Annotated in this window: 8 protein-coding genes; 6 read left to right on the top strand and 2 right to left on the bottom strand. The window is 69.3% G+C overall.

The genetic code is table 11. The features are described 5' to 3' along the window. Positions 1-180 precede the first annotated feature (180 nt). Positions 181-3,234: a trypsin-like peptidase domain-containing protein gene (locus tag PVT71_RS22455; protein WP_353474709.1), complete on the top strand. Its 3,054-nt coding sequence runs from the start codon at positions 181-183 to the stop codon at positions 3,232-3,234. A 3-nt stretch (positions 3,235-3,237) separates the two neighbouring features. On the opposite strand, the gene PVT71_RS22450 is transcribed toward PVT71_RS22455, so the two are convergent. Next, a complete protein-coding gene (locus PVT71_RS22450) occupies positions 3,238-3,885 on the bottom strand; it encodes a TetR/AcrR family transcriptional regulator (protein ID WP_353474708.1) in 648 nt (215 codons plus the stop codon). Positions 3,886-4,076: 191 nt separating this feature from the next. Here PVT71_RS22450 and hpbA point away from each other — a divergent pair, with 191 nt between their 5' ends. After that, on the top strand, positions 4,077-6,113 hold the full coding sequence (hpbA, locus tag PVT71_RS22445) for an N-methyl-L-proline N-demethylase HpbA (RefSeq protein ID WP_353474707.1): 2,037 nt from the start codon (positions 4,077-4,079) through the stop codon (positions 6,111-6,113). 769 nt (positions 6,114-6,882) lie between these two features. Here the strand turns inward: hpbA and PVT71_RS22440 are convergent. After that, entirely contained in the window at positions 6,883-7,533 is a 651-nt protein-coding gene (locus PVT71_RS22440) for a CerR family C-terminal domain-containing protein (RefSeq protein WP_353474706.1), read from the bottom strand. A 188-nt stretch (positions 7,534-7,721) separates the two neighbouring features. On the opposite strand from PVT71_RS22440, the gene PVT71_RS22435 reads away from it, so the two are divergent. From PVT71_RS22435 to PVT71_RS22420, 4 genes are read left to right on the top strand one after another with little or no spacing between them, the layout of a single operon-like run. Beyond that, positions 7,722-8,729 carry an HlyD family efflux transporter periplasmic adaptor subunit gene (locus PVT71_RS22435; RefSeq protein WP_353474705.1) on the top strand — a complete coding sequence of 336 codons (1,008 nt, stop codon included), beginning with the start codon at positions 7,722-7,724 and terminating at the stop codon, positions 8,727-8,729. Next, entirely contained in the window at positions 8,726-10,483 is a 1,758-nt protein-coding gene (locus tag PVT71_RS22430; protein WP_353474704.1) for an ATP-binding cassette domain-containing protein, read from the top strand. Before PVT71_RS22435 ends, PVT71_RS22430 begins: the two co-directional genes overlap by 4 nt. After that, complete coding sequence (locus PVT71_RS22425; protein WP_353474703.1) at positions 10,480-11,610, top strand: ABC transporter permease; 1,131 nt, start codon at positions 10,480-10,482, stop codon at positions 11,608-11,610. The genes PVT71_RS22430 and PVT71_RS22425 overlap by 4 nt, the downstream gene beginning before the upstream one ends. Positions 11,611-11,613: 3 nt before the next feature. Beyond that, positions 11,614-12,726, top strand: coding sequence for an ABC transporter permease (locus PVT71_RS22420; protein ID WP_353474702.1), 1,113 nt, complete (start codon positions 11,614-11,616; stop codon positions 12,724-12,726). The last annotated feature ends 51 nt before the right edge of the window (positions 12,727-12,777 follow it).

The raw sequence follows: 12,777 nt of genomic DNA, 5'->3' as shown, positions 1-12,777 counted from the left end.
CGAAATTCGCGCGAAAATCGTGGCGCATCTACCCGCAATGCGGGAATTCCGGACTGGCCCCGACACTCCAACGGGATCATGAAAGAGAGGGGCCGGCACCGTACCCGGTGACCGGAACGCCAGAATGTCGTATGATCCTAGGTATTTCCGAGGGTTTTCTTCCACTCCGGAGCGTGGCTCATGGAAAAGATCACCTACGAAGAATTTCTCGAGCGCTGGAACAACCTCGACCTGCCCGAGTCCGCGCTGCGCCCCTACGTGCTGCTCGAGCCCGGCGAGAGCGCCTTCTCGGTCGAGGTGCGGCCCAACCCCGAGACGGTCACCGACATTCCCCGGCTGGAATCGGCGCTGACCTTCCTCAACGACCGCAGCCGCCAGAAGCGCCACCGCGATTTCGAGCGCGCGCTCCAGCGCGGCGACCGCCGCCCGGTGCTGGTCAGCGAGGGCGACAGCTGGTTCCAGTTCCCGCTGCTGCTCGACGACGTGATCGACCATCTCGGGGCGAACTACCTGATCTGGAGCCTCGATGCCGCCGGCGACACGGTCGAGAACATGATCGACAGTGACGACGCCGAATACATGGAGGGGCTCGAGGCGCAGGCCGAGCGGGTGCAGGCCTTCCTCCTTTCCGCCGCGGGCAACGACGTGATCGGCGCCAAGGACGGGGTGCCGGTGCTGCTGTCGCTGCTGCACCCCGGCAGCCGCTCCACCCTTGCCGAGAAGCTGATCAACCGGGCCGAGCTCGGGCGGGTCAGCGACGGGCTCAAGGCGAGCTACCGCAAGGTGGTCGCCCGGATCCGCGCGGACCCGCGCTTTGAAAAGCTGCCGATCCTCATCCACGGCTACGACTATCCCTTCCCCTTCCCCTTCGGCCGCAACGACACGCGGCGCCCGATCTGGGTCTTCACCAACCAGGACAAGTGGCTGGGCAGCGCCTTCGAGGCCAAGGGCATCGCGGGACAGGAGTTGCGCCGCGACATCGTGCGGATGCTGATCGACACGCTCTACGACACGCTGGCCGAGGTCGCCGCGGAGGATCCGCAGGTGCACCTCGTCGACCTGCGCGGCACGCTCACCAAGCGCACCGACTGGGTGGACGAGATCCACGGCACCGGTGCCGGTTTCGCCCGCATCGCGCAGAAGTTCGACGCGGTGCTGCGCGCGGTGCTGCCGCCGCAGCCGCGTGTCGAGGCGGCGCTCGTGGTCGAGGAGCCCGCGCCGCCGCCGCAGCCCGCCGCCGAGGAGGAGTTCCTCGCGCCCGAGCCCGAGCTCGCGCGCTACCGTTTCAAGGTCGAGGCGGTCCCGGCCAAGGCCATGGGCATCCCCGACCCGGAACGCTTCGGCCTCGGCTTCACAGACCCCGCGCGGCTCGAGGCCATCGTCGAGGAGGACGACAGCGTGCCCTTCTGCTTCCTGTCGAAGGGCAGCGAGATCGGCAAGGCGGTGGCCCGGATCAGCACGCGCGGCACCACCTGGGACGGCAAGTCCGGGCGCTGGCGCGGCACCGGCTTTCTGGTCGCGCCGAACATCCTGCTGACCAATGCCCACGTGATCAACAGCCGCGAGGTCGGCGCCGCCGCGAAGGTCGAGTTCGGCTACGAGGAATGCCCGACCGGCGAGGTGCTGCCCACCTTCACCTACAAGCTCGACCCGAACCGGCTTTTCGTCAGCAGCGGGCCGCAGGATCTCGACTACACCTTCATCTGGATCGAGGGGGACGCCGAGACGCGCTTTGGCCATATCCAGCTCTGGCGCGGCTCGTTCATCGCGGTCGACCGCCACCCCGCCCACGTGATCCACCACCCGGACGGCAAGCCCAAGCGCGCCTCGCTGCGGCGCAACGACATCGTCACCTCGCTGGGCGCGCGCGAGGTGCTGGTGCATTACACCTCGGACACGATGCACGGAAGTTCCGGCGCGCCGGTCATGCGCGACGACTGGCGGCTCTTCGCCCTGCACCACGCCTTCGAGGAGGCCGATGCCGAGCTGCGCGAGAAGCTCGGCCGCAACGGCTTCGACGTCAATTTCGTCAACGAGGGGATCAAGATCTCGGCCATAGCGATCGACCTCGACATGCGCGCGCGCAACGGCCCCGACCAGCAGTCCGCGGCCGAGGTGCTGCGCCACATGGGCGGCAGCGACTCGCGCACGGGCTTCTTCGGCACGCTCGGCCGCGAGGCCACCGGCGAGAGCGCCTTCGAGCGCGTGGTGGACACCTACCGCGGCGGCGAGCAGGACGTCGACGTGGCCTTCTGGAACGTCGAATGGTTCAGCCGCAACTTCCGCGAGAAGCTGCAGAGCGTCGCGCGGGTCATCGCCGACCTCAACCTCGACATCTGGGCGCTCGAGGAAACCTCGCCCGAGGCCACCGAGGCGCTGGTCGCCGAGCTCAAGCGCAGCTTCCAGATGGACTTCGACTTCGCCGTCTCGGAGCCCGGCGCGGCCTCCGGGCGGCAGACGACCGCGGTGATCTGGAACCGCACCACGGTGCAGGGCGCGCGGCTCGACTGGCCGGCCGAGGCGGACCGGCTGCTGCGGCTCGACAGCCGCGACCCCGAGGCGCAGCAGTTCGAGGCCGAGGATGGCCGGATCTTCAACCGCTACCCCGGGCTCTTCCGCTTCTCCTCGACCTCTGCGGTCTCGGGCAAGACCTTCGACTTCCTGCTGGTGCCGCTGCACCTCAAGGCGTTGGCCGAAGGTGCAAAGCGGCGGCGCATGGCTTCCAATGTGCTGGCCAAGGCAATCGGCCTCGCGATGGCCGAGCACGGCGAGAGCGACGTGCTCATGGGCGGCGACACCAATGCCGAGATCGGCAGCGGCCAGTTCCAGGGACTGCTCGACGCGGGGTTCGCGGCGCTCGGCGCGGCGGACGAGCGCGACGGGGCCTTCACCTATCTCAAGCGTCCGCACCAGTCGCTGATCGATTCCATCTTCGCCTCGCCCGGCATGAAGCAGACCATCGGCGCCGAGGATTTCATCATCATCGCCGCCGACCGCACCTTCCCCAATTTCGTGACGCAGGTGTCGGATCACCGCCCGGTCATGGTCCGCCTCAGCCTTGGCGAGACCGCCGGCGAGCCGCCGCCGCCGACGCCCGGCACCACCGGCGACACCGAGACGCGGCCCGCGGTTCCGGACAGGGAGCTGCTGGAGGAATTCGCCGCCCGCTTCCGCGCCGACCCGGACGGCACGTTGCGGCAACTCGCGGACATCTGGGAGAGCGGCGGCAGCTGAGGCTCAGCTGCCCGGCACCCGGCGCGGCGGCGCGCCGATGCGCGCCTTGAACCGCGCCATCTCCTCTTCGGGCGGGCGCTTGCCGGTGTAGATCTCGACATAGTTGGGGAAGCGCTCGAGCCGGACCTCGAGGCTTTCCTCGACGCGCATCGAGATGTAGCCGACCTGCACGAGGTAGATCGTCCGCGCCCGCACGTCGGCATCCGCCGGATCGTGCCCCCAGGAGAGCAGCATCTCCCGCAGCGCCGCGAGCCGCTCGGCATCCGCCGCCTGCAGCCGCGCCAGCACCTTGGCGTCCTGCTGTGCCCAGGAGCGCACCGCCAATTCGAGCCGCGCATCGAAACTGTGCTCGGACAGGAAGGTCGAGATGACGTTGAGCATCGCCTCGGTCTCGGTCGCGGCATAGTCGCGGGTCGCGGCGACGAGATGCGCCGTGGTGGCCCCTTCCCAGCGGTCGAGCAGCGCATCCAGCAGCTGCTGCCGGTCCTTGAAGAACCAGTAAAAGCTGGTGCGCGAGAGCTGCAGCGCATTGGCGAGCGGCATGATCTTCACCGCGTCGACGCCCTTGCCGGTCAGCGCCTCGTAGGCAGCGTCGAGCCAGACATCGCGCGAGCCGCGCCAGCCGCGGTGGAGGGAGGAATCGTCGGACACGGCGGTCGGAACCTTTCGCGGGGGCCTGGGCGCAGGGCGGGTGAAGCCGCATTGTCCAGAAAATGTGCGCAGGTGTCGAGTCTTTCGCGCCCCGGCGGGTCCGGCGCGAAACATGTGTGAACCTTTTATTGACACATGTGTACAGTTTGCGGATGGTTTCCGCGACCCAGCTCCACGGAAAGCGTCCCGCCATGTCCAACGACCCGCTCCTTCAGCCCTACCAGCTCAAGCACCTGACGCTGAAGAACCGCATCATGATCACCAGCCACGAACCGGCCTACCCCGAGGACGGCATGCCCAAGGATCGCTACCGCGCCTACCATCTCGAGCGGGCCAGGGCGGGCGTGGCGCTCACCATGACCGCGGGCTCGGCCTCGGTCGCGCGCGACAGCCCGCCGGTGTTCAACAACATCCTCGCCTGGAAGGACGAGGTCGTCGGCCACATGAAGGCGCTCACCGACGCCTGCCACGACGAAGGCTGCGCGGTGATGATCCAGCTCACCCACCTCGGCCGCCGCACCCGTTGGGACAAGGCCGACTGGCTGCCGGTGGTCTCTCCGGGCCACGAACGCGAGGCCTCGCACCGCGCGTTCCCGAAGAAGCTCGAGGACTGGGACATCGCGCGGATCATCGAGGATTACGCCGACGCCGCCGAGCGGATGCAGGCGGCGGGGCTCGACGGGATCGAGCTTGAATCCTACGGCCACCTCATGGACCAGTTCTGGTCGCCGCTGACCAACGAGCTCGACGCGCCCTACGGCGGCGATCTCGACAACCGGATGCGTTTTGCCTTCGACGTGCTGCGGGCGATCCGCGCGCGCTGCGGCGAGACATTCCTCGTCGGCGTGCGCTACAGCGGCGACGAATGCCAGGCCGGCGGCTACACGCGCGAGGACGGGCTGGCGATCTCGCACAAGCTCAAGGACAGCGGGCTGGTCGACTTCCTCAACGTGGTGCGCGGCCATATCGACACCGACCCGGGCCTCACCGACCTCATCCCGATCCAGGGCATGAAGAGCGCGCCGCACCTCGATTTCGCCGGCGAGATCCGCGCCGCGACGAATTTCCCCACCTTCCACGCCGCGCGGATCCCCGACGTCGCCACCGCCCGCCACGCCGTCGCGAGCGGCAAGCTCGACATGGTGGGCATGACCCGCGCGCACATGGCAGACCCGCATCTCGTGCGGAAGGTGATCGAGGGGCGCGAGGACGACATCCGCCCCTGCGTCGGCGCGAACTACTGCCTCGACCGCATCTACCAGGGCGGCATGGCGCTCTGCCTGCACAACCCCTCGACCGGGCGCGAGATCGAGATGCCCCATGCCATCGAGAAGGCCGAGGCGCGCAAGCGCGTGACCATCGTCGGCGCGGGACCGGCGGGGCTCGAGGCGGCGCGCGTCGCGGCCGAGCGCGGCCACGCGGTCACCGTCTTCGAGGCGGCCGACCAGCCCGGCGGGCAGATCCGCCTCACCGCGCTGCAGGAGCGGCGGCGCGAGATGTCCTCGATCGTCGCCTGGCGCTTCGACCAGTGCCAGAAGAAGGGCGTCTCGTTCCGCTTCAACACCTTCGCCGACGCGGAGGAGGTGTGCGCCACCGAGCCCGACGAGGTGATCATCGCCACCGGCGGCCTGCCGCATGTCGAGGTGCTGGGCGCGGGCAACGACCTCGTCGTCTCGGCCTGGGACATCCTCTCGGGCGATGCGCGGCCCGGCCAGAACGTGCTGGTCTTCGACGACGCGGGGGACCACGCCGGGCTGCAGGCGGCCGACGTGATCTCGGCCACCGGCGCGCGGGTCGAGATCGTCACTCCCGACCGCGCCTTCGCCCCCGAGGTCATGGCGATGAACCTCGTGCCCTACATGCGGGCGCTGCAGGCGCGCGACACCACCTTCACCGTCACCTGGCGGCTGAAATCGGTGACCCGCGAGGGCAACCAGCTGCGCGCCGTGCTCGGCTCGGACTACGGCGACGTGACGCGCGAGCGGCTGGTCGACCAGGTCGTGGTGAACCACGGCACCCGCCCGCTCGACGAGCTCTACTTCGAGCTCAAGCCGCTGTCGCGCAACCTTGGCGAGGTCGATTACGAGGCGCTGACCACGGGCGGCACGCAGGCGGTCGAACGCCAGCCCGACGCCGCGTTCCGGCTGTTCCGAATCGGAGACGCGGTCGCGGCGCGCAACACCCATGCGGCGATCTACGACGCGCTGCGGCTGGTGCGCGGGCTCTGACGATGTGGGGGTGAGAAGGCGGGAGGTGCGGCGACCCTAGGGAGGAGGAGAAGGGCCGCCGCCAATTTCCGGAACTCAGGGAGGAGGAGAGAGTTCCAGGAAACCCGCTGACGCATCGCTGCGTCGTGAGGTTAGAATAGGGTCTGCCGCTGGCCGCAACAATGGTCAGGATTGCAGACCTGTCTTGCCCTCAGCGCATGGCGCACCTTCGCAGGGGTCGAAGGCGGGCGATCTGGCGCGCAAACGCCTTGGAAACATGGGCCGCGAGGGTGCGAGGCAAGCAGTGGCACCCGGCGCTTTCGGCGTGTCACTACACAAATCCCATTGCCGGACGGCCCGGGCATTGCAGTTTCGGTGAGCTCGCGGGGCTGTTTCGGGTCTTCCCGAAATGCCGAACACCGGAACAAGTGCCCAAGAATTGAGCAAACGCTCCGTCCCCACCTGCGACAAAAGTCGCAAATCCGCGAAATTCGTTTCGCAGTTGTTGCGCGCTATCAGGGCATATCTAGTGTGGATGGTATCCGGCCGCCCCAAATCCTCCCAAGGGGCGACCGGATCACTGAAGATGGCTACCCCTCCCAAAGCGCCATCTTGCTGGTCGGTCCGCCGTGCTAGGCACTCGGCGGACCGACCACAATTCCTGAACCCACCACACATGATGCATTTGCAACTGTCCAGAGATTTTTTCAAAAATCTCTTGCCGCAGCGCAGCATTCCGGTTGAAAATACATCTCCCAACCCCCATTGGCAGCCCGCTGCCGCGCCGGCGTCACTCCCGTGCACCCCTTGCGGAGATGGCCGCCAGCCCCCCGAGAGCGAAGCTGCACAGGTGATCCACCAGCACCTCGCGCGGCGTGGTCAGCACGTCGTCCGCCAGCGGCGAGATGCGCGGCGCCGCGACCAGCAGCATCGCGCAGGGGCCGAGCACGCTGAACAGGCTGCGGCGCAGTGCCGGATCGTCCGGCGGCAGCCCGGTGAGTCCCGACAGGATTCGCAGGACGATTCTCATCTTCGCGCCGATCTCCGAAAGCGGCAGCACGTCGAGGTGCGACGAGGGCGACAGGATCTCGCGGCTCAGCACCTTGCCGTGCCAGCCCTGCCCGTCCAGCACCGCCGCGACGATCCGCGCGATGAAGCCGCGCAGCTTCTCCTCCGGCGGCACGTCCGCCTCGGCGATGGCGGTCAGGTCCTCGACGCTGATCATCCGGCGGTGCGCCTCGACGAGGACCTCGCGGTAGAGCCCGGACCGGCTGCCGAAATGGTAGTTGATCGACGCGTGATCGACATCGGCGCGCGAGGCGATCGCCTTGTTCGTGGTCTCGGCGAAGCCGCCCTCTGCAAAGAGCTCGCCCGCGGCTTCAAGGATGCGCGCGCGGGTGGCCTCGCCATCCGTGCGCATCGGGCGGCGCGCGCCGGTCATGCTTTCGCCCCCGCGCCATCCAGTCTCGGGCGCCCTGCCCGGCCCCTGTCATGGCGGCGCATCGCTGCGGTCCTCGCGTCTTGGCTGGTCATCTGGCTGCGCGTCCCGGGTTGCGGAAATAGTCTAAATCACATTTAATCTACGCCGAACGCCGCCGAGTCGCAATCTCGCCCCGGAGACCCTCCGACATGAAGAAGGCCCTACCGATCCTGCTCGTGCTCGCCGCCCTTCTCGGCGGCGCCTGGGCCCATTTCAACCGCAGCCCGGGCGATCCCAACCTGATCGAGCTGCATGGCAACGTCGACATCCGGCAGGTCGCGCTCGCCTTCGACGGCAGCGGCCGGATCCGGCAGATGCTCGCCGAGGAAGGTGACCGGGTCGCCGAGGGACAGGTGATCGCCGTTCTCGACACGCGCACGCTCGAGCTGCAGGCCGAGCAGGCGGCCGCGCAGGTCGAGGCCGCGCGACAGAGCCTCCTGCGGCTGCAGAACGGCGCTCGTCCCGAGGAGATCGCGCAGGTCCGCGCCCAGCTCACATCGGCCGAGGCCACCGCCGACCGCGCCGCGCAGGACCTCACCCGCGCGCAGCGCCTGCAATCCTCCTCGAGCGCCGCGATCAGCGGTCAGAGCGTCGATCACGCGCAGAGCGAGGCCGATGCCGCCAATGCCAAGGTCGTCGAGGTGCGCGCCGCGCTCGAGCTGGCCGAGGCCGGGGCGCGCAAGGAGGACATCGCCGCCGCCGAGGCCGAGCTTGCCGCCGCGCAGGCCAACCTCGCGCTGCTGCGCCACCAGATCGACCTCGGCACGTTGCGCGCGCCCATCGCCTCGGTGGTGCGCTCGCGCCTGCTCGAACCCGGCGATCAGGCCACCGCGCAGCTGCCGGTCTTCGCCCTTGCCGTCACCGATCCGAAATGGGTGCGCGTCTACGTCGGCGAGCCCGACCTCGGGCGCATCGCGCCGGGCATGCGGGCAGAGGTCTTCACCGACAGCCAGCCGGGCCAGCCGGTCGCGGGCACCATCGGCTACATCTCATCTGTGGCCGAGTTCACCCCGAAGCCGGTGCAGACCGAGGAGCTGCGCACCAGCCTCGTCTACGAGACGCGGATCACGGTGACCGATCCCGAAGATACGCTGCGGCTCGGCCAGCCGGTCACCGTGCGCATCCCGCTGGCACCCGCCACGGACGCCGCGCAATGACCGAGGCCTCGGTCGTCGCGACGGGGCTGCACAGGTCCTTCGAGGCGCCGGACGGGGGCATGCTGCGCGCCATCGACGAGCTGTCACTCCGCGTGCGCCCGGGCGAGCTGACCGCGCTGGTCGGCCCCGACGGCGCGGGCAAGACCACGCTGATCCGGATGATCGCCGGGCTGTTGACGCCGGGCGGCGGGCAGCTTCAGGTGCTCGGGACCGATGTCGCGGCCGATCCGCAGCGGGTGCAGGACCGGATCAGCTACATGCCGCAGCGCTTCGGCCTCTACGAGGACCTGAGCGTGCAGGAAAACCTCGACCTCTACGCCGACCTGCATGCCGTGCCCCGCGAGGAGCGCGGCCCGCGCTTCGCCCGGCTGCTCGAGATGACCGACATGGCGCGTTTCACCGCGCGGCCCGCGGGCAAGCTCTCGGGCGGGATGAAGCAGAAGCTGGGGCTCGCCTGCACGCTGGTGCGCGCGCCGGACCTGCTGCTGCTCGACGAGCCGAGCGTCGGGGTCGACCCGCTGTCGCGCCGCGACCTCTGGACCATCGTGCAGCAGCTGGTCGACGACGAGGGGCTGAGTGTCATCGTCAGCACCGCCTACATGGACGAGGCGGCGCGCTGCGCGCAGGTGCACGTGATGAACCGGGGCCGCATCCTCGCCAGCGGCACGCCAGAGGAGCTGCGGCTTCGCGCGCGGGGGCTGACCTTCGCCGCCACGCCGCCCGCGGGAATCCACCCGCGCGAGCTGCAGGCGCGGCTGCTGGGCGCGCCCGAACTGGTGGCCGATGCGACGCCGCATGGCGGCGCGGTGCATTACGTGCGCCAGCCGCAGGCCGATGACGAAAAGCTGGCCGCGCTGCTGGACGGTGCCGGCGCAACGCCGCGTCCCGCCGGGCTCGAGGACAGTTTCATGCTGCTGCTGCGCCAGCACGAGGGCAGCCCCGACCACGCCCTGCCCGAGGCCGCGACCGAGGCCCCCGCCACGCCGCCCGATCCCGGCAAGCCGATCATCACCGTGCAGGGCCTCGTGCGGCGCTTCGGCGATTTCACCGCCGTCGCCAGCACCTCCTTCGAGGTCATGCCGGGCGAGATCTTCGGCCTGCTCGGTCCCAACGGCGCGGGCAAGACCACCACTTTCCGCATGCTCTGCGGCCTGCTGCCCGCGACCGAGGGCAAGCTCGAGGTGGCCGGGCGCGACCTGCGCACCGCCCGTGCCCGCGCCCGCGCCCGGATCGGCTACGTGGCGCAGAAATTCTCGCTCTACGGCAATCTCAGCGTGCGGCAGAACCTCGAGTTCTTCGGCGGCGCCTACGGGCTGCGCGGCCGGGTGCTGCGCGGCCGGGTGCGCGACGCGCTGGAACGCTTCGACCTTGACCCGAACGCGCGCAGCGGCCTGCTGCCCGCGGGCTACAAGCAGCGCCTCGCAATGGCGACAGGGCTGCTGCACGCGCCGCAGATCCTCTTCCTCGACGAGCCCACCAGCGGCATCGACCCGCTGGCCCGGCGCGCCTTCTGGCGCACCATCACCGGGCTCGCTCGGTCGGGCGTGACCATCATCGTGACCACGCATTTCATGGAGGAGGCCGAGTACTGCGACCGCATCGCGATCCAGGACGCGGGCGAGATGCTGGTGATCGGCACGCCGCAGGAGGTGCGCGAGAAGGCCGGGGCCGAGGGCGGTGCCGACATGAACGCCGCCTTCATCGGCATCGTCGAGCGGGCCCGGGCGCAGCGCGCGGGACAGGCGGCGGCATGAGCGCGCCGGGCTTCCTTCCCCGTCTGCGCGCGCTCGCGCGCAAGGAAACGCGGCAGCTGCTGCGCGACCGCAGCAACCTCTTCGTCGGGCTGCTGCTGCCGGTGGTGCTGATCCTGCTCTTCGGCTACGGGCTCTCGTTCGACGTGAAGGACGCGCGCATCGCGGTGGTGATGCAGAACAACTCGCTCGCCGCGCGCGAGGCCGCCATGGGGCTGACCGGCTCGCCCTACCTTTCGCCCGTCTGGATGCACGACATGCGCGAGGCCGAGGCGGGGATGATGGCGGGCGAGATCGACGCGATCCTGCGCGTGCCGCACGACTTCCTGCGCCAGCTCGCGCTTGGCGAGGCGCGGGTGCAGCTGATCCTGAACGGCGTCGATTCCACCACCGCCAGCGCCATCGAGGGCTACGTGAGCGGCGCGCTTTCGGTGCCCTTCGCCAAGCGCGCCGAGCGCATGGGCGGCACGTCCGCCGCGCGCGGCAGCGTCGTCATCGTGCAGCGCACCTGGTTCAACGAGCCGGGCGAGAGCACATGGTTCCTCGTGCCGGGGCTGGTGGTGCTGATCCTGACCCTGATCGGTGCCTTCCTCACCTCGCTGCTGGTGGCGCGGGAATGGGAGCGCGGCACGCTCGAGGCGATCTTCGTCACCCCGGTGCGGCCGCTCGAGCTTGTGCTGGCCAAGCTCGCCCCCTACATGGTCATCGGCGCCATCGACCTTGCCATGTGCCTTCTCGCCGCGCGCTGGCTCTTCGAGGTGCCGATGCGCGGCTCGCTGGCGATCATCATCGCCGTGTCGCTGCTCTACCTGCTGGTGTCGCTCTCTCTGGGGTTGCTGATCTCGGCGCTGGCCCGCAACCAGTTCGCCGCCAGCCAGATCGCGCTGCTGGTCAGCTTCATGCCGGCGCTCATGCTCTCGGGTTTCGTCTTCGACCTGCGCAACGTGCCGGCGGTGATCCAGGTGATCTCGCAACTGCTGCCGGCGACGCATTTCATGGGGCTGATCAAGACGCTGTTCATGGCCGGCGACTACTGGCCCGACATCCTGCGCTCGAGCGTCATCCTGTCGCTCTATGCCACGGTGCTGATCACCTTCACCTGCCGCGCCCTGCGCAAGACGATGGACTGAGCGATGGAGACCGCCCTCGCCTGGCTCGCCCAGATCGCCGCGCTGATCCGCAAGGAGTTCCGCGACCTCTTCAAGGACCCGTCGAGCCGGGCCCTGCTGCTGATGCCGGCAATCCTGCAGTCGCTGCTCTTCGGCTACGGCGCGACCTACGACCTGACCCGCGTGCCCTACGCGGTGCTCGACCAGAGCCGCGGCGCGGCCTCGACCGAGCTTCTCTCACGGCTCGACGGCGGCGGCGTCTTCACCCGCGAGGCGACGCTCTCCAACGCCGGCCAGATCGCCGCGCTGATCGACAGCGGCGACGCGCTGCTGGTGCTGGCCATCCCGCCCGATTTCGAGGCCCGCCTCGCCTCGGGACGGGAGGCGCCGCTGCAGGTCATCCTCGACGGGCGCAACTCGGCTACGGCCGGCGCCGCCTCGGCGCAGGTCGCGGCCATGGTCGCGGCGTTCAACGCCGCGCGCGGGGACACGCCGCTCGTCACCATCGACCGCCGCGCCTGGTTCAACCCCAACCTCGAGTCGCGCTGGAACCTGATGCCGCCGCTGATCGCCGCGCTCAGCATGATCCAGACGCTGCTGCTCTCGGCCCTGTCGGTGGCGCGCGAGCGCGAGCAGGGCACCTTCGACCAGCTGCTCGTGACGCCGCTCACGCCGCTGCAGATCCTCATCGGCAAGGCGCTGCCGACGATGACCGTGGGCATCCTGCAATCGACGCTGATCTTCCTCATCATCCTCTTCTGGTTCGGCATTCCCATTGTCGGCTCGGTCTGGCTGCTCTACCTCGGGCTCGCCAGCTTCACCCTCGCCTCGGTGGGAATTGGGCTCTCGATCTCGGCGGTGGCGCTGACCATGCAGCAGGCGATGCTCTACACCTTCCTGATCGTCATGCCGCTGATGCTGCTCTCGGGGCTGCTGACCCCGGTGCGCAACATGCCGCAGGTGCTGCAATGGGCGACCTATGCCAACCCGCTGCGCTTCGGGGTCGATCTGGTGCGCCGCGTCTACCTCGAGGGCGCGGGCCTCGCAGAGGTCGGCAGGGACTTCGTGCCGCTGCTCTGCGTGGCGGCGGTGACACTCCCGCTCGCCGCCTGGCTCTTCCGCCACCGGCTGTCCTGAGCGCCGCGCGAAATCGCCGTGTGAGCCAAGGGGTTTGAAAGCGCCGGACCT

Source organism: Salipiger sp. H15 (assembly GCF_040409955.1).
GTDB lineage: Bacteria > Pseudomonadota > Alphaproteobacteria > Rhodobacterales > Rhodobacteraceae > Salipiger.
This window is presented reverse-complemented; position numbering and strand designations above follow the sequence as displayed.